This window comes from Nonomuraea sp. NPDC049129 (assembly GCF_040648495.1).
Lineage (GTDB): Bacteria > Actinomycetota > Actinomycetes > Streptosporangiales > Streptosporangiaceae > Nonomuraea.
This window is the reverse complement of sequence record NZ_JBEZDU010000020.1, coordinates 152,128-168,464: the sequence shown is the minus strand read 5'-3', so window position 1 is coordinate 168,464 and position 16,337 is coordinate 152,128. Positions and strand designations below refer to the sequence as shown.

Annotated in this window: 17 protein-coding genes; 5 read left to right on the top strand and 12 right to left on the bottom strand. The window is 71.7% G+C overall.

Features of this window, described 5'->3' with window-relative positions; translation table 11 throughout:
- Window position 1 precedes the first annotated feature (1 nt).
- The gene (locus AB0B64_RS44375; protein WP_358186695.1) at window positions 2-1,201 is read right to left on the bottom strand and encodes a DUF6596 domain-containing protein; all 1,200 of its coding nucleotides are present in this window, start codon (window positions 1,199-1,201) and stop codon (window positions 2-4) included.
- Window positions 1,202-1,269: 68 nt separating this feature from the next.
- On the opposite strand from AB0B64_RS44375, the gene AB0B64_RS44370 reads away from it, so the two are divergent.
- The gene (locus AB0B64_RS44370; protein ID WP_357951991.1) at window positions 1,270-1,635 is read left to right on the top strand and encodes a VOC family protein; all 366 of its coding nucleotides are present in this window, start codon (window positions 1,270-1,272) and stop codon (window positions 1,633-1,635) included.
- 94 nt (window positions 1,636-1,729) lie between these two features.
- Here the strand turns inward: AB0B64_RS44370 and AB0B64_RS44365 are convergent, their stop codons facing one another.
- The 9 genes from AB0B64_RS44365 to AB0B64_RS44325 all read right to left on the bottom strand — a co-directional run bounded on the left by AB0B64_RS44365 (window position 1,730) and on the right by AB0B64_RS44325 (window position 11,687).
- Entirely contained in the window at window positions 1,730-3,352 is a 1,623-nt protein-coding gene (locus AB0B64_RS44365) for an ABC transporter ATP-binding protein (RefSeq protein WP_358186527.1), read from the bottom strand.
- Window positions 3,349-4,149 carry an ABC transporter permease gene (locus tag AB0B64_RS44360; protein WP_357951987.1) on the bottom strand — a complete coding sequence of 267 codons (801 nt, stop codon included), beginning with the start codon at window positions 4,147-4,149 and terminating at the stop codon, window positions 3,349-3,351. Before AB0B64_RS44360 ends, AB0B64_RS44365 begins: the two co-directional genes overlap by 4 nt.
- A 2-nt stretch (window positions 4,150-4,151) precedes the next feature.
- Window positions 4,152-5,057, bottom strand: coding sequence for an ABC transporter permease (locus tag AB0B64_RS44355; RefSeq protein ID WP_357951986.1), 906 nt, complete (start codon window positions 5,055-5,057; stop codon window positions 4,152-4,154).
- Entirely contained in the window at window positions 5,054-6,646 is a 1,593-nt protein-coding gene (locus AB0B64_RS44350) for an ABC transporter substrate-binding protein (protein ID WP_358186513.1), read from the bottom strand. The genes AB0B64_RS44355 and AB0B64_RS44350 overlap by 4 nt, the downstream gene beginning before the upstream one ends.
- Complete coding sequence (locus AB0B64_RS44345; protein WP_358186508.1) at window positions 6,643-7,776, bottom strand: MsnO8 family LLM class oxidoreductase; 1,134 nt, start codon at window positions 7,774-7,776, stop codon at window positions 6,643-6,645. Before AB0B64_RS44345 ends, AB0B64_RS44350 begins: the two co-directional genes overlap by 4 nt.
- Window positions 7,773-8,807, bottom strand: coding sequence for an LLM class flavin-dependent oxidoreductase (locus AB0B64_RS44340; RefSeq protein WP_357951980.1), 1,035 nt, complete (start codon window positions 8,805-8,807; stop codon window positions 7,773-7,775). Before AB0B64_RS44340 ends, AB0B64_RS44345 begins: the two co-directional genes overlap by 4 nt.
- Window positions 8,804-9,958 (bottom strand): LLM class flavin-dependent oxidoreductase, encoded by a 1,155-nt coding sequence (locus AB0B64_RS44335; RefSeq protein ID WP_358186500.1) that lies wholly within the window; start codon window positions 9,956-9,958, stop codon window positions 8,804-8,806. Before AB0B64_RS44335 ends, AB0B64_RS44340 begins: the two co-directional genes overlap by 4 nt.
- Before the next feature lie 58 nt (window positions 9,959-10,016).
- The gene (locus tag AB0B64_RS44330) at window positions 10,017-11,336 is read right to left on the bottom strand and encodes an NtaA/DmoA family FMN-dependent monooxygenase (protein WP_358186496.1); all 1,320 of its coding nucleotides are present in this window, start codon (window positions 11,334-11,336) and stop codon (window positions 10,017-10,019) included.
- Window positions 11,337-11,456: 120 nt separating this feature from the next.
- Complete coding sequence (locus tag AB0B64_RS44325; protein ID WP_358186491.1) at window positions 11,457-11,687, bottom strand: winged helix DNA-binding protein; 231 nt, start codon at window positions 11,685-11,687, stop codon at window positions 11,457-11,459.
- Between the two features lie 146 nt (window positions 11,688-11,833).
- Here AB0B64_RS44325 and AB0B64_RS44320 point away from each other — a divergent pair, with 146 nt between their 5' ends.
- From AB0B64_RS44320 to AB0B64_RS44310, 3 genes are all read left to right on the top strand, one after another.
- Window positions 11,834-12,421 carry a helix-turn-helix domain-containing protein gene (locus AB0B64_RS44320; RefSeq protein WP_358186486.1) on the top strand — a complete coding sequence of 196 codons (588 nt, stop codon included), beginning with the start codon at window positions 11,834-11,836 and terminating at the stop codon, window positions 12,419-12,421.
- Window positions 12,422-12,457: 36 nt separating this feature from the next.
- Window positions 12,458-12,682: a hypothetical protein gene (locus AB0B64_RS44315; RefSeq protein WP_357951972.1), complete on the top strand. Its 225-nt coding sequence runs from the start codon at window positions 12,458-12,460 to the stop codon at window positions 12,680-12,682.
- A gap of 62 nt (window positions 12,683-12,744) precedes the next feature.
- Window positions 12,745-13,572, top strand: a complete 828-nt coding sequence (locus AB0B64_RS44310) for a TetR/AcrR family transcriptional regulator (protein ID WP_357951970.1) — start codon at window positions 12,745-12,747, stop codon at window positions 13,570-13,572.
- Here AB0B64_RS44310 and AB0B64_RS44305 read toward each other — a convergent pair.
- Window positions 13,556-14,308, bottom strand: a complete 753-nt coding sequence (locus tag AB0B64_RS44305) for a PIG-L family deacetylase (RefSeq protein ID WP_357951968.1) — start codon at window positions 14,306-14,308, stop codon at window positions 13,556-13,558. The genes AB0B64_RS44310 and AB0B64_RS44305 overlap by 17 nt on opposite strands.
- Window positions 14,309-14,694: 386 nt before the next feature.
- Between AB0B64_RS44305 and AB0B64_RS44300 the strand changes: the two genes are divergently transcribed.
- Window positions 14,695-15,495 (top strand): aminoglycoside phosphotransferase family protein, encoded by an 801-nt coding sequence (locus tag AB0B64_RS44300; RefSeq protein ID WP_358186474.1) that lies wholly within the window; start codon window positions 14,695-14,697, stop codon window positions 15,493-15,495.
- A gap of 137 nt (window positions 15,496-15,632) precedes the next feature.
- On the opposite strand, the gene AB0B64_RS44295 is transcribed toward AB0B64_RS44300, so the two are convergent.
- A complete protein-coding gene (locus tag AB0B64_RS44295; protein WP_357951964.1) occupies window positions 15,633-16,280 on the bottom strand; it encodes a TetR family transcriptional regulator in 648 nt (215 codons plus the stop codon).
- Window positions 16,281-16,337: the final 57 nt, after the last annotated feature.

Sequence of the window (16,337 nt, the reverse complement as noted above, 5' to 3'; positions counted from 1 at the left end):
GTCAGAGCCGGGCGGCGCGTGACTCCAGATAGCGCTGTTCGGGGAGGCTGAGCGTGCGGCGGGCGGCCAGCTCGTACTGGGTGCGCGCCGCCTCCCGGTCGCCCACGAGGTCCAGCAGATGCGCGCGTACGGCCGGCACCCGGTGATGCCCGGCGAGCGCCGGATCGGTCTCCGCCTTCGCCAGCCCCTCCAACCCAGCCTGCGGCCCGTGGACCATGGCGACGGCGACGATCCGGTTGAGCGTGACCATGGGCCCGGGCGCGATGCCGTCGAGCAGGTCGTACAGGGCGAGGATCTGCCGCCAGTCGGTGTCCTCGGCCCGCGGCGCCTCGTCGTGCACGGCCGCGATGGCCGCCTGCACCTGGTAGGGGCCGAGCGGCGCGGCGGCCAGCGTCTTGGTGATCAGCTGGACTCCTTCGGCGATGGCCTCGGCGTCCCATTCGCCGCGGTCCTGTTCGGCCAGCGGCACCAGCCCGCCGTCGGGCCGGGTGCGGGCCGGGCGGCGGGCGTCGGTGAGCAGCATCAGGGCGAGCAGCGCGGCCACCTCGCCGTCGCCGGGCAGGCGGTCGTGGAGCTGCCGGGTCAGGCGGATGGCCTCGCTGGACAGCTCCACGCGGTGCAACGTACCGCCGGAGCTGGCGGTGTAGCCCTCGTTGAAGATCAGGTACAGCACGTGCAGCACCGCGGCCAGCCGCTCGGCCTGCTCGTCCTCCGGGGGCAGCGTGAACTCGGCGCCGCTGCTCTTGATGCGCTGCTTGGCGCGGCTGATGCGCTGCGCCACGGTCGGCTCGGGCACCAGCAGCGCGCGGGCGATCTCGGCGGTGGTCAGCCCGCCGACGGCGCGCAGTGTCAGCGCCACCTGGGAGACCGTGGTGAGCGCGGGATGGCAGCAGAGCAGCAGGAGTGTGAGCGTGTCGTCCACGGCGGGCGAGGGGTCCGGCTCCGGCGGTGCCAGGGCGGCGGCGGACTCCTCCCTGCGCCGCCGGGCGGACTCGCTGCGCCACAGCTCGATCCGCCTGCGGGCGGCGACGGTGATCAGCCAGCCCTTGGGATTGGCGGGCACACCCTCGTCGGGCCACTGGACGGCGGCCGCGAGCAGAGCCTCCTGCACGGCGTCCTCGCACAGGTCGAAGTCGCCGTAGCGCCGGACGACCGCGCCGAGGACCTGCGGCGCCAGCTCTCGCAGCAGCCCGTCCAAAATTTCCCCCTCGAAACGTGTCGAATTCGGCGGCCCGGGTTCTACGTCCCCTGTGACGGAAGGAAACCATCATGTTCGAGAACACCAGAGCCTTCAGCGGCTTCTCCACCGACGACATCCCGGCCGCCAAGCGGTTCTACGGCGAAACGCTCGGCCTGCGCGTCTCCGAGGACCACGGGATCCTCACACTGCACATCGCGGGCGACCGCGACACGATCGTCTACCCGAAAAAGGATCACACGCCGGCGACGTTCACGATACTCAACTTCCCGGTCAGTGACATCGACAAAGCCGTGGACGAGCTGGTGGCGCGCGGCGTGGTCTTCGAGCGGCTGGAGGGCACCGACGACAAGGGCGTCAACCGGGTGAGCGGCCCGCTGATCGCCTGGTTCAAGGACCCGGCGGGCAACTGGCTGTCGGTGATCCAGCTGGACTGAGCTCACGAACCGTTCGAGTATGCCAGTACGGCCGGCACCCGGCGATGACCACCGTCGGCCTGAGGCAGGCCGAGCCAGCACACTCCACCTTCCACTAACCGAGGCGGGGCACGGCGTCCACCAGGGCGCGGGTGTAGGGGTGCCGGGGCCGCTGGAACACCTGCTCGACCGAGCCCTCCTCCACCACCCGGCCGTCCTTCATGACCAGCACCCGGTCGCTCACGTGGTGGACGACGCCCAGGTCGTGGGAGATGAACAGCAGGGCGGTGCCGTACTCGGCCTGGATCTCGGCGAGCAGGTCGAGCACCTGGGCCTGGATGGAGACGTCGAGCGCCGAGACGGGTTCGTCGCAGACCAGCACGTCGGGGCGGGGGGCGAGGGCCCTGGCGATGGCGACGCGCTGGCGCTGGCCGCCGGACAGCTCTCTGGGGTGGCGGTCGGCGTACGCGGCGGGCAGGCCGACGCGCTCCAGCAGGTCCAGCGCCCGCGCCCGGCGTTCACGGCGGGGCAGGGCGAGCGGCTCGGCGACCAGGCGGCCGACGGTGTGGCGGGGATCGAAGGAGTCGAGCGGGTTCTGGGAGATGAGCTGGACGCGCTGCCGCATCGGGCGCCGCTTGCGTTCCGGCAGCCCGCTCCACTGCCGCTGGTGCAGGCTCACCCGTCCCGTCTCGGGTTCGAGCAGGCCGAGGACGAGCCTGGCGAGCGTGGTCTTGCCGGAGCCGGACTCGCCGACGATGCCGAGCGTTTCGCCTTCGTGCAGGGTGAAAAAGACGTCGTCCACGACCCGGCGCGGTCCGTACGACCTGGTCAGGGCGGTGGCGGCGAGGACCTGGGCGGACGGGTTCGGGGCGCGGCGCGGGAGCGGCGGGCCGCCCGACAGGCGGGTGCCCCTGGAGGCGGCGGAGGGGACGGCGGCGAGCAGCGAGCGGGTGTAGTCGTGCGCGGGCGCCGACAGCACGCTCCGGACGGGCCCCTCCTCGACCACCCGGCCGTCCTTCATGACCAGGATCCGGTCGGCGATCGAGGCGACCACGGCGAGGTCGTGGCTGATCAGCAGCAGTGCCGTCCCGGCGGCCTTGCGCTCGGCGAGCAGCCGCAGGATCTGGGCCTGCACGGTGACGTCGAGCGCGGTGGTGGGCTCGTCCGCGATGATCAGTTTGGGCTCGGCGGCGATGGCCGAGGCGATCAGCACCCGCTGCCGCAGCCCGCCGGACAGCTGGTGCGGGTGCTGGCGGGCACGGGCGGGCGGGTCGGGGACGCCGACCGCGTCGAGCAGCTCCAGCACCCGTTCCGGGCGCCGGGCGCGGGGAACGACCTCGTGTACGGCCAGCACCTCGCCGATCTCGGCGGCCACGGTACGCAGCGGATCGAGCGACACCAGCGCGTCCTGCAGCACCAGCCCGGCGAACCCGCCGCGCAGCCGCCGCCAGTCGGCCGGGCGGAAGTTCCGGGCGTCTCTGCCGGACAGGTCGAACGTACGGGCCTCGACCCGGGAGCCCGGCCCGGCCAGGCCGAGCAGCGACCGGGCAGTGACGCTCTTGCCGGAGCCGGACTCGCCGACGATCGCCACGCACTCCCCCGCAGCGACCGACAACGAGACGCCGCGCACCACCTCGGTCCCGCCGAAGCTCACCCGCAGATCCGCCACGGACACCAGTGGGATGTCCGAGACGGGCGCGCGGCCGGTCTCCGCGTGCTCTTCCTGGAACGTGGTCATGGCGTCCTTCCCTCGAAGCGGCGCTGCAGCCGCCGGCCCAGCACGGTCAGGCAGACGACGGTCAAGGTGATCGCGACGCCCGGGAACAGCGCCTCCCACCAGGCGACGCGCAGGTAGTTGCGGGCCTCGGCGAGCATGGCGCCCCACTCTGCGGCCGGCGGCTGGGGTCCCATGCCGAGGAAGCTGAGCCCCGACGCGCCGATGACGGCCTGACCGAGCCCGATGGTGGCCAGCACCGGGATCGGGCCCAGCACGTTCGGCAGCACGTGCTGGGCGGTGATGACCGCGCGGGAGCGGCCGAAGGTCACGGCCTGCTCGACGTACCCGGCGTGGCGGACCACGAAGGCCTGGGCCCGGATCACCCGGGCGTAGTTGGGGATCTGCGCGACGGCGATCGCGAAGATCACGCTCCCGGTGCCGGGCCCGGTGATCGCGATGACGAGCAGCGCCAGCAGCAGCTCGGGCAGGGTCGACAGCACGTCGAACGAGCGGGCCAGCGCCTCGTCCAGCCATTTGGGCGACAGCCCGGCGGCCAGGCCGAGCAGGATGCCGGAGGTCACGGCCACGGCGGTGGCCGAGACGCCGATGCTGAGCGAGTGCCGGGCGCCGTACACCACCCTGGACAGCACGTCCCTGCCGAGGTGGTCGCTGCCGAACCAGTGCGCCCCGCCGGGCGGGGTCAGCGCGCGCAGCGGGTCGGCCGACAGCGGGTCCACGCCGGTGAGCAGGCCGGGCACGGCGACGGCCAGCGCCAGCAGGATCAGGAAGACAACGGGTACGAGGATCCTGGCCGGCACGCTCAGCCCCCGATCCTGGGGTCGATGGCGCGGTAGGCCAGGTCGAGCAGCGTGCTGATGGTCACGTACGCGATCGCCGACAGCAGCACCACGGCCATCACGACCGGCATGTCCCGGCCGGTGACCGCTTGCATCGCGACCTGGCCGAGCCCCGGGCGGCCGAACAGCACCTCGGTGATCACCGTCCCGCCGAGCAGCGTGCCGGTGAACCACCCGGCCAGCGTCACGGCCGGGATCAGCGCGTGCCTGAGCGCGTGCCTGGCGACCAGGGCCCGCTCGGTCAGCCCGCGTGCCCTGGCCGTGACCGCGAACGGCTGCTCCAGCGCGCGTTCGAGCCCGCCGCGCAGCACCTGCCCGAGCACGCCGGCGATCGGCAGGCCGAGCGCCAGCGCGGGCAGGACGAGCGCCTGCGGCCCCGAGGCGCCGGAGACCGGGAACCAGCCGAACGTGAACGAGAACACCGACAGCAGCACGATCCCGATGAGGAACGGCGGCACCGAGACCGACACCAGCTCGACGGCCGAGGCCGTGCCGCGCGACCAGCGGCCCCGGCCCGCGGTGGCCAGGGCGATGACCCCGGCGAGTGTCACCCCGGTCGCCGCGGCGGCGAGCGTGAGCTGGAGCGTCGGGCCCACCTGGGTGGCGAGGATCTCGCCGACACCGCGCTGGAGCTGGTACGAACGGCCGAGGTCGCCGTGCAGCAGCCGCCACAGGTAGGACAGGTATTGGACCACCTCGGGACGGTCGAGCCCCCATTCGGCGACGATCCTGGCCCGGATCTCCGGGGTGTCGGCGCCGTCGCCGATCAGGATGTCGATGGTGTCGCCCGGGGCGAGGAGCAGCGCGACGTAGGAGGAGGTGGCGGCGGCCCAGAGCACGGCCAGCCCGGTGCCCAGACGTTTGATCATGTGCCGACCTGGACGTCGTAGGCGTTGCGCGGCGTCCCCGAGCCCGGGTCGAAGCCGAGGCCGCGCACACCGTTCTGGGCGGCCAGCTGGTCGGCGGGCACGTAGATCGGGAAGGCGACGGCCTTCTCGGTCACCACGGCGCGCTGCACCCGGGTGTAGAGGTCCTTGCGGAGTGCCTGGTCGGCGGTGGTGGACGCCTGGGTCAGCCACTTGTCCACCTGGGGGTCGGAGAAGTGGGTGCGGTTGATGGCCCCCTTGCTCGGCAGGATGAGGTTGAGCGCGGCGCCGACGTCGGAGTCGCCGCGGGAGTTCTCGAAGATCTCGTACTGGTTCTCGTCCACGGCCTTCTGCGCTGTGCCCTGGTCGACGATCTTCACCTGGAAGTCGATGCCCGCGCTCTGCTTGACCTGGGCCTGGATGGCCTGGGCGAGGATGTCACGGCGGTCCCTGACGTACGGCGCCGCGGAAACGCTGCGTACGGTGAGCCGCTTGCCGTCCTTGACCCTGAAGCCCTCGCTGTCGCGCTGCCGCCAGCCGGCCTCGTCGAGCAGCGCGTTGGCCTTGGCGGTGTCACCGCCGAAGGTGTGCTCGAGCGACGGGTCGTAGAACGGGCTCGCCTTGCCGACGATGCTCCACGCCCTGGTGGCGGTGCCCTGGTAGACGGAGGCGAGGACGGCGTCGACGTCCACGGCCTCGCGGAAGGCCTGCCGTACGCGCTGGTCGTCGAACGGGGCGTGCGAGAGGTTGAAGTAGTAGATGAAGGAGGTGCCCGAGTTGAGCGCGGTCTGGAAGGCGTGCTCCTTCTTGATCAGGTTCACGTCGGTCGCGGGGACGCCCTCGATGACCTGCACCTGGCCGGAGGTGAGCGCGCCGACGCGGACCGCGGCCTCGGGCAGGAAGCGGTAGGTGATCTCGGAGAGGTAGGCGGGCCCCTGGTGCCCGGCACTCGGCGGCGCCCACTTGTAGGCGGGGTTGCGGTGGTAGTGGAGCTCCTGGCCCTGTACGTACCGGTCGAGGATGAACGGCCCGGTGCCCACCAGGTCGGTGCCGCCGAACTTGAGGTTCTTGGCCGTCTTCAGCGACTTGGGCGAGACCTGCCCGCCGTACGGCGAGGACAGGAAGTCGAGGAACAGCCCGTCGGGCTTCTTGAGCGTGACCTTCACCGTGGTGGGCGAGACCACCTCGGCCTTGTCCAAGGCGGCCAGCTGGATCGCCGCGACCGCCGCGTTGTAGCCCGGTACCAGGAACTGCTCCAGGTTGGCCTTGACCGCCGCCGCGTCGAACTTCGTGCCGTCGTGGAAGGTCACGTCGTCGCGCAGCTCGAAGGTGTAGGTCAGCCCGTCGGCCGAGACCTTCCATGACTTCGCCAGCCACGGCTGGAACGAACCGTCGCGACCGCGGGACAGCAGCGCGTCGAACTGGTTGAACACCAGCAGCCTGACCTTGTTCTGCGCCCACTGCTGCGGGTTCAGGGTGATGGGCTGCGTCTCGATCGCCCAGGTCAGGGTGGTGCTCTGGGCCTGCTGGGCGGACGGCTGGGAACCGCAGGCGGCCAGGGCGAGCATGAGGACGACCAGAATCCGCTTCATGCGCGGCCGTCCCAGGCGTCGGCCAGCAGCTCGTAGGAGCGTACGCGGGCGGCGTGGTCGTGGGTGATGGTCGTGACCAGCAGCTCGTCGGCGCCCGTCACCCGCCGCAGCACGCGCAGCCGCTCGGCGACGGCGTCGGGCGTGCCGACGAACCGCGTGTCGATCCGGTCCTTCACCAGCGCCAGGTCCTCGGCGCTCCAGACGTGCGCGTCGGCTTCCTCGGGTGTCGGGTACGTCCTGGCGCCCGCCCCGGTCCTGATGCTGCGTACCCACAGCCCGTACGGCTTGGCCAGCTCGCGCGCGGTCGCGTCATCGTCGGCCACGACGACGTCGGCCGACACGATCACATACGGCTCGGCCAGGGCCTTCGACGGCTTGAACGCCTTCCGGTAGCCCTCGACGGCTTCGAGCACGCTGGACGGGCTGACGTGGTAGTTGGCCGCGAACGGCAGCCCGCGTTCGCCCGCCACCTGGGCGCTCTGGCCGCCGCTACTGCCGAGGATCCACAGCTCCACCTCCGCCCCCTCGCCGGGGACGGCGTGCGCTTGGTGGTCGCCGTTCAGGAACGCGATGACGTCGTCGATCTGCTCGGCGAAGTCGGGCGTCTGAGCGCCGGGCTGCTGGAGCAGCGAGGCGTGGAAGGCCAGCTGCGGGTGGGCGGCGAGCCTGGACCAGTCGAACGGCGGCGGAATGAGCAGCCCATCGACGACCCGCCCCGCCTCCCCGTGAGGTGGGGGCTTCGCCAGGGTGGCGGGCGCGGGCTTGGCCGGTGCGGCCTCGGCGGCGAGTTCGGCCCGGCGTTGGCCGGAGCGGCCGATGCCGAGGTCGATCCGGCCCGGATACAGCGCGTCGATCAGCCCGAACTGCTCCACCACCGACAACGGCGTCTGATGCCCGAGCTGCACGGCTCCCGATCCGACCCTGATCCGCTCGGTGGCCGCCGCCACCAGGCCGATGAGCACGGCCGGGGCCGAGCTGGCCACGCCGGGGGCGAAATGGTGCTCGGCCAGCCAGTAGCGGCGATAACCGAACGTCTCGGCCCGCCGGGCCAGGTCGAGGGTGTTGAGCAGCGCGTCACGCGCGGTGCCGCCGGAGGGGATGGGGGCGAGGTCGAGGATGGACAGCGTCACGCGGCACCTCCGGGGAACGGCCTGCTGGGGATCTCCTGGCGCAGTACGGGCGCGATCTCCGCCTGGAACAGCTCCAGCGCGTCCCGGTGCTGCTTGGGCGTGAGCCCGTCGGCGTCGGCGTGCAGGTGCATGACCTCGTGCCCGAACCGCTGGTGATAGCGCAGCACCTTGTCGATGATCTGCTGCGGGCTGCCGACCAGGATCGAGCTGCGTTCGATGGCGTCCTCCAGCGTGGCGAAGACCGGCTCGATCCCGAGCTTGGCGAACAGCGCCAGCCGGGCGTCGAAGATCGGCCGGTAGGTCTCGATCGCCTCCTGCGAGGTGCGGGCCGCGTAGTAGCCCGCCGTCCCCGCCCCGACCAGCGCGTCGGCCGGGTCGTGCCCGTAGCGGACCCACTGCTTGCGGTAGTAGTCGATCAGGTCGGCGTACGGCTCGATGGGGTTGGTGACGTTCGCGGAGAACAGCGGGTCGCCGTAGTAGGCGGCCAGGTCCACCGACTCCTTGCTGGTGGCGCTGCCGTGCCAGACCCTGATCGCCCGCTGGAGCGGCCGGGGCCAGGTCTCGGCCTCGGTCAGCGCGGGACGGAACCGGCCCGCCCAGGTGACCTTGTCCTCCCGCCAGAGGCGGCGGAACAGGTCGTACCCCTCGCGGTTGCGGTCCCACTGGTCCTCGGCGGTGACGTGGAAGAGTTGCGCCTGCGCCGCCCCGTTCCCCTTGCCGATGATCAGCTCCAGCCTGCCGTCGGAGAGGTGGTCGAGCGTGGCGTAGTCCTCGAAGGCTCGTACGGGATCGAGCAGGCTCAGCGTGGTGACCGCGGTGAACAGCCGGATCCTGGACGTCTTGGCCGCGATGTGGCTCAGCACCACCGGCGGCGAGGAGGAGATGAACGGCCGCTCGTGCCGCTCCCCCACCCCGAACCCGTCGAAGCCCAGTTCCTCGGCCAGCACCGCGTTGTCGACGACCTCGCGGAACCGCTCGGTGTGCGACCGCTGGTCGTTATGGACGATTAACGTGATGGCCAGAAATTTCATGACACCTCCGCGTAGCGGCTGGCCGGGCGCGGCAGGCCGAGCAGCCCGCGCAGCGTCGTGGCCTCGTACGAGCGCCTGAACGCCCCGCGCCCGCGCAGCTCCGCCGTCAGCCCCCGAGTGATCGCCTCCAGGTCGTACGGCAGCGCGCCAGGACGCAGCCGGAACCCCTCGATCCCGGCCCGCCGCCACTGGAGCAGCAGCTCCGCCAGCTCCTCCGGGGTGCCGGTGAAGATCGCGGCGTCGGAGCGCAGCTCGGCCCCGTCGAGCCCGTCGAGACGGGCCTTGCGCTCCGCCGCGTCGTCGCCCAGGAACACCACCAGGTCGGCGAAGACCCGCAGCTCCGCCGACAGCTCCCTGACCTCCTCGACGATGGCGCGTGCCTGGTCGGCGGAGTGCGGCGTGACGTACACGACGTCGGCGCCGCCCGCGGCGAACTCATACGGCAGGCGGGCATGGGCGAGCGCCGTGACCACCGGCTGGCCCTGCGGCGGCCGAGGCGTGATCGACGGCCCGCGCACCGAGAAGAACCGCCCGGCGAAGTCGATGTAGTGAAGCTTGTCCCGGTCGATGAAACGGCCGGTCGGCAGGTCGCGGATCTCCGCGTCGTCCTCCCAGCTGTCCCAGAGCCGCCGTACGACCTCGACCGCGTCGGCGGCCTCCTCGAACAGCGCCCGGACGTGCTCGTCATCGATCGAGACGGGCCCGTCCAGCCGGGGGAACGGGCGGCGCCCGAAATGCGCCGCCTCGGTGCTTCTGACCGAGATCTGCGGCCGCCACCCGGCTCGGCCGCCGCTGATGTGGTCGAGCGTGGCGATGCCGATCGCCACGTGGAACGGCTCGGTGTGCGTGGTCGTGGCCGTCGGCACCAGCCCGATCCGGCTGGTGAGCGGCGCCAGCCGGGCGGCCAGCAGTACCGCGTCGAAGCGTCCGCGCACCTGGTCGGCCCGCGCGTCGGGCCCGTCCGGCAGGGTCGACTGGAGGCTGAGCGAGTCCTCGATCGTGACGAAGTCGAGCAGCCCCCGCTCGGCCTCGGCCACGAGCGCCGCCCAGTAGCGGGCCGAGAAGATCGCCTCAGGCCGCGCGGACGCCTCGCGCCAGGCGGCGGGATGCCAGCCGGCGCCGTCCAGCGCGACGGCGAGATGCAGGGTCACTGGGGCACCATCCTTCTGGTGGGCATGGTCACGGTGCTCGCTGTCACGGTGCTCGCTGTCACGGCAGCTCCAGGTGCTCGCGCAGCGTGGTGCCGGTGTAGTCGGTACGGAAGGCGCCGCGTTCCTGCAGCAGCGGCACCACGCGGTCCACGAACTCGTCGAGCCCGCCGGGCGTCAGATGCGGCACCAGGATGAACCCGTCCGCCGCGTCCGCCTGCACATGCTCGTCGATCTGCCGGGCCACGCCCGCCGGAGTCCCGACGAACGTCTGCCGCCCGGTCACCTCGATCACCAGCTCGCGGATCGTCAGCTTCTTCTCCTCGGCCAGCGCCCGCCATTTGGCGGCCACCGCCGCCCGGTCGCCGAACGGCACCCGCCCCTGCGAGACGCCCTCCGACAGGTCGGGCTCGACGTCCGGCAGCGGCCCGTCCGGGTCGTAGGCCGACATGTCACGACCCCACACCTGCTCGATGAAGGCGGTCGCGGTCTGCGGGCCGACCTGCTGGCGGCGGATGGCGGCCGCGTTCTCGGCGGCCTCCTCCTCGGTGTCGCCCAGCGCGTACGTGGCCGCGGGCATGATCTTCAGCTGGTCCGGCTCCCGGTGATAGCGCGCCAGGCGGCCTTTGACGTCGGCGTAGAAGGCCCGGCCGTCCTCCAGCGTGCCGTGGCGGCTGAAGATCACGTCGGCCGTGGCGGCGGCGAACTCCCTGCCCTCGTCGGAGTCCCCCGCCTGGATGATGACGGGATGCCCCTGAGGGCCGCGCGGCAGGGTGAACTGCCCTTCGACGGTGAAGTGCGGGCCCTCGTGGTGGACGGTTCCGATGGCGGCGGGGCGGACGAACTGGGCCTGGCTCTTGTCGACGAGGTGCGCGCCCGGCTGCCAGGAGTCCCAGAGCTCGCGCGAGAGGCGGACGAACTCGGCGGCGCGGGTGTAGCGGTCGGCGCGGTCGAGGTAGCCGCCGCGCCGGAAGTTCTCGCCGGTGAAGGCGTCGGAGGTGGTCACCACGTTCCAGGCGGCCCGGCCGTCGCTGAGGTGGTCCAGCGTGGACAGGCGCCTGGCCAGTTCGTACGGCTCGTTGAAGGTGGCGTTGACGGTGCCCGCGAGCCCGAGGCGCTCGGTGACGGCGGCGAGCGCGCTCAGCACGGTGAGCGCCTCGGGGCGGCCGACCACGTCGAGGTCGTGGATGCGGCCTTTGAGCTCGCGCAGCCGCAACCCTTCGGCCAGGAAGAAGAAGTCGAACTTGCCCCGCTCGGCCGTCCTGGCCAGGTGGGCGAACGAGGCGAAGTCGATCTGGCTGCCGGAGCGGGGGTCGGCCCAGACCGTGGTGTTGTTCACGCCGGGGAAGTGGGCCGCGAGATGGATCCGCTTGCGCGTCACTGGTCGCGGAGGTTCGGGTGAGTGGAGTGGGACATCGCGCCTCCCTTGAATGCCTACATAAACAGTAGGAAAAGAGGGTTTTTATGTCAATGGCCACACAGGAACTCCAGGCGGGCGGCTCTATCCGGGTGGGGTCAGCAGGCCGCGCAGGATGCGGGTGAGCTCGGTCGCGTCGTCCGGCGGCAGGCCGGCGGCCAGCCGGGCCAGGTTGGCGGCGTGCTCGGTGAGCGGGGCGTCGATGACCCGCCGCCCCTCCTCGGTGAGCACGATGCGGAAGCTGCGCCGGTCGGCCGGGTCGAGACGCCGCTCGACCAGCCCCGCCGCCTCCAGCCGGTCGAGGCGATTGGCCATGCCGGCCCGCGACTGGGCCCGCGATAGTCGGCCCCCGAACCCACCACGGTGCAGTGGGCCCCCGAACCACCCACGGCCCTCTGGGCGATGGCTTGTTATGCGCAACTTTATTTGCGCAATTTTTCTTTCGCTTCTAGGGTGGAGCCATGGCCAAGCACGAGACCCGCCGCCTCAGCGATCTCGACGAGCTCAAGGCGTTCACGCACCCACTGCGGTTGAAGCTCTACCGGGCTCTGATCGTGGCGGACACGGCGACCGCCTCCCAGTTGGCCGACCAGGTCGACGAGGCCGTCTCCCTGGTCAGCTACCACCTGCGCAAACTCGCCGCGCACGGCCTCATCGAAGAGGCCGCGCCGCAGACCGGCGACGGCAGGGAGCGCTGGTGGCAAATCGCCGCGCAGCACGTCAGCGCCCGGGCCCCGGCCCCGGAGGAGGGCCCGGAGATCGTCGCCGCCCGCACCGCCCTGTCCCGCGTGGCCTCCCGGCTCCAGGACGAGATGTACCAGCGCTACCTCGACGAGCAGCCCGCCTGGCCCGCCGAGTGGCGCGGCGCCGCGTTCGCCAGCGAATACCTGGCCTCGCTCACCGCCGAGGAGCTGCGACTGCTCGGCCAGGAGATGGACGCGGTCGCCGAGAAGTGGTGGGCGCGCGGCAAAGCCGCCGAGGCGGCGGGCGACACCGAGGGGCGCGAGCACGTCGCCCTGCAGTTCTTCGGATTCCCGTTCCGGGCCTGAGCGTCATGGCCCCCGAGACTTCCAGGAGGTCGGCACATGCACCCCGACATGCACCTCTACACCGAACGCCACAGAGCCACCGAGTTACGGGCCGAGGCCACCAGGTGGCGCCTGCTCCGAGACTGCCGGCGTGAGCTCCCGCCCAGGTGGGCGGCCGGCGTGACGGCGCTCGGCTGGACCATGGTGTCGGCCGGCCTGCGCCTGATCAGCCTGCCCCGGCAGCCACCGCGCACCGTTCCGCGCTTCGGTGATCACCGCTGATATCCTTATGGCGTAAGGAGATTATGGCGTTAGGGATTATCGCGTCCGCAGGGGGTTGTCAGGTGGTGGTCTTCGCCGGCCAGGGAGACGCGCGCCGCTCAATGGCCCTGCTGTGGCGGGCGACGGGGCCGGAGCCGCGCACCGGTCCCGGCCCCAAGCCGGGGCTGAGCGTGGACATGATCGTGGACGCCGCGATCGCGGTCGCCGACGAGCAGGGCATGGCGGCCCTGTCCATGCGCGCGGTGGGCGAACGCCTCGGCCGTACGGCGATGGCCCTCTACACGTACGTGCCCAGCAAGAGCGAGCTGATCGACCTGATGCACGACCGCGCCCTGGCCGAGCTGCCCACCGGCTACGACCTCGGACCGGGCTGGCGGGCGGCCGTGACGTCGTGGGCCGAGGACGTCCGGGCGTTCTACGTACGTCATCCGTGGGTGCTGCAGGTGTCGCAGGCGCGGCCGGTGCTGGGGCCCAACGAGTTCGTGATGATGGAGACGATGGTGGGCGTCCTGCGCGCGACCGGGCTGCGCGCCGGACCGCTGCGGGGCGTCGTCTCGCTGCTGACCGACTTCGTCCGGGGCGCGGCCAGGACGGTCGCGGAGTCACGGCAGGCGCCGGCGGCGACCGGGGTGTCCGACGAGGAGTGGTGGTACGCCCGATCGGCCCTGCTCGAAGAGGTCGCCCCCGGTTTCGCCGAACGATTCCCGATGGTCGCCTGGATCGAGACCGACGACCCGCCTCCCCCACCGTCCCGTGAAACCCCGCGCTCCGGGCAGGCCACGACATACCTGGAAGACAAGGCACGACCGGCCTTCGCCGCCGGACTCACCGTGGTCCTCGACGGGATCGAGGCGGCCATCGCTCGCGCGGGCGTCAGACCAGCAGGCTGAGCTTCGGGTCGCCGCCGGTGTACCACTCGGTGGCGAGCAGCCGGTCGCGTGTCGCCTCGGGCAGCGCGGTCAGCAGCCCCATCGACGCGCCGCGCTCGATCTCCGACTCGTGCGCCCGCACCGCCGCCCACTTGCGCTCCACCCATGGCTGGACGTCCACGGTGGCGGTGATCTCGTCGTCGGGTATCCCGGGAAGCGTCTGGTCGCCGCCGGGCGCGGCTCCGAAGAGATCCTCCCAGGCGGACCGTACGATCGACCGGGGCAGGGTCACCAGATAGAGCGCACCCGGCCGCCACGCTGGGCCGGCGGTGGGATAGAGCTGGTCGTACCCGGCGGCTTCGACGGCCGCCAGGGTCACCCGGTGCGTGTGGACATGATCCGGATGGCCGTAACCGCCGTACCCGTCATAGGTGATCACCACATCGGGCCGGAAGTCTCGGATGTGCCCGACCAGCCGCCCGACCGCCTCGTCCAGCGGCGCGTCGACGAAGCGGGCGGCGCCCGGCGCCGACAGCCCGGCGTTGCCATCGGCGTACCCGAGCAGTCGCGGCTCGCCCGCGCCGAGGATCTCCAGCGAGCGCGCCAGCTCGGCGACCCGGCGCGTGCCCTCGGTCCACGTGCAGGTGACGACGCCCGTCCTGGCGCCCGCGTCGGCGAACCGGGCAAGCGTTCCACCGGTCCACAACGCCTCGTCGTCAGGATGCGCGTGCACGCACAGCAGGCTCGGCTCGGTCACGGATCCCCCTAGATCATCGGCCCGACGCCTGACGACGATACCGGCCTAAACCCGATACCGGTCCAAAACCCGATACCGGTCCAAAACCTGATGCCGGTCCAAAACCTGATGCCGACCGAAAGCGGTCACGACCCGAAAGCGGTCACGACCCGAATTGCCCCGCCCACCGGGCTTCTCCGCACCGGCGGACAAATGCGTTGCTCAGCCTTCCCCGGCTGTGGCAGCGTCGGCCAGGACGGTGCCCCGCGATCCGGCAGGAGGTGTGGCACATGGCCACCAAGGTCCTCGGCGAAGTCTCGGCTCACACTCCGACGCGAGAGGTCGCCTGAGGCGTACCGGGCTCCTCGCGTTGGAGTGATCTCCCATCACGATCACGAGGAGCAAGAGTGTCTTCCCAATCATCCTTCGAGCCCCTGCTGGGCGCCGAGGGCAATCCCACGCCGGTGGTCCGGCACGGCGACGTCGTGCTGCGCCCGGCCGGGCCGTGGACGGACAGCGTCCACGCGCTGCTGCTGCACCTGGAGAACGCGGGCTTCAGCGGGAGCCCCCGCCTGGTCGGCGACGGTTACGACGAGGAGGGACGAGACGCCGTGACCTACATCGACGGCGACTTCGTCCACCCGCACGCCTGGTCCGACGAGGGCGTGTGGCAGGCGGGCTGCCTGCTGCGCGAGCTCCACGACGCGACGGCCGGGTTCCGGCCGCCGCCGGACGCGGTGTGGCAACGGTGGCCGTTCCACAGCTCCGCGCCCGATGCGATCATCAGCCATCGGAACACGGGACCGTGGCACACGGTGGCCCGCGACGGCCTGCCGGTCGCGTACATCGACTGGACCAGCGCCGGTCCGATCGACCGGCTGGACGACGTGGCGGGTGCCGCGTGGTGGAACGCCCAGTTGCACGACGACGACGTCGCCGAACGGCAGGGCCTGCCCGGCGCGGCGGCGCGCGCGGGCCAGCTGCGCCGCTTCCTCGACGGCTACGGGCTGCCCGCCGCCGAACGCGACGGCTTCGTCACGCGGATGATCGAGTTCGCCATCCGTGACTGCGCGTTCGTGGCGGTCAAGTCGCGGATCACGCCCGAGAGTACGGACCCGGACCCGCTGTGGGCCCTGGCCTGGCAGGCGCGGGCGGCGGCGTGGATGCTGCGCCACCGGCCACTCCTGGAGAACGCCCTCGCGGCGTAACGAACAACGGTGGCTGCCGTTACCGAACGGCAGCCACCCATGACCCGGTTCACCCGGTACGTCGCTCCTCGATTCACCGACCGGCGACCGCTCTCCACGCCGCTCCCCGATTCGCCGAACGGCGGCGCCCAGGGGGCTCAGGCCCGGTCTGGCGCGCCCAGGTGGCCCAGCCCGTTGGCCAGCAGGGCGTATGCCCGCTCGGCGTCGCTCACCGCGCCCGGGTAGCGCTCGTCCGCGCTCTCGCCGCCCGCCAGCCGCATGGCGTTGTCAATCGTCAGCGTCCAGTGGACCGCCTGGATCTGGACGGCCGCCACGCGGGCGCTGAGCTCATCGACGCCCGCCGTCTCCCGCAGCGCATTGGCGAGTGCCTGCTCGGCCGCCGCCTGGAACCGGTGCATCCGGGCCGCCAGCGACGAGGTCTCGAAGACCATCCGGTAGAGCGCCACGATCGCGGGTATGTCGTTGAGCCCGCTGGCCGGATCACGCCTGGCCAGCGCGTCGAGGTAGTGCACCCGCAGCGCCTCCAGCGGTGTGACGTCCGCCGCGCGGGACTCGACCACCCGGGCGCTCTCCGTCTCGTGGTCGGCGAACCGCTGCACCACGAGATCTTCCTTGGCCGGAAAGTAGGCGAACAGCGTGCGCCTGGACACCTCGGCCGCCTCCGCCACCTGGGCCACCGACACCTGGTCGTACCCGTGCCGCAGGAACAGCTCGATCGCCGCCTCGGAGATCGCGGCGTGTGTCCGCTGCTTCTTACGCTCGCGCAGTCCGGGCTCGTTCGTCACGCTCGTCACCTTACCAGAAATCTGCACTTGGACTTTTTCTGCACTGGGTATATATTC

Excerpts from the sequence above, each read along its gene's own strand:
- AB0B64_RS44365 (WP_358186527.1), bottom strand. The coding sequence starts at position 3,352 with ATGACCACGTTCCAGGAAGAGCACGCGGAGACCGGCCGCGCGCCCGTC.
- AB0B64_RS44320 (WP_358186486.1), top strand. The coding sequence starts at position 11,834 with ATGGCCAAGCACGAGACCCGCCGCCTCAGCGATCTCGACGAGCTCAAG.
- AB0B64_RS44355 (WP_357951986.1), bottom strand. The coding sequence starts at position 5,057 with ATGATCAAACGTCTGGGCACCGGGCTGGCCGTGCTCTGGGCCGCCGCC.
- AB0B64_RS44370 (WP_357951991.1), top strand. The coding sequence starts at position 1,270 with ATGTTCGAGAACACCAGAGCCTTCAGCGGCTTCTCCACCGACGACATC.
- AB0B64_RS44325 (WP_358186491.1), bottom strand. The coding sequence starts at position 11,687 with ATGGCCAATCGCCTCGACCGGCTGGAGGCGGCGGGGCTGGTCGAGCGG.
- AB0B64_RS44340 (WP_357951980.1), bottom strand. The coding sequence starts at position 8,807 with ATGAAATTTCTGGCCATCACGTTAATCGTCCATAACGACCAGCGGTCG.
- AB0B64_RS44350 (WP_358186513.1), bottom strand. The coding sequence starts at position 6,646 with ATGAAGCGGATTCTGGTCGTCCTCATGCTCGCCCTGGCCGCCTGCGGT.
- AB0B64_RS44315 (WP_357951972.1), top strand. The coding sequence starts at position 12,458 with ATGCACCCCGACATGCACCTCTACACCGAACGCCACAGAGCCACCGAG.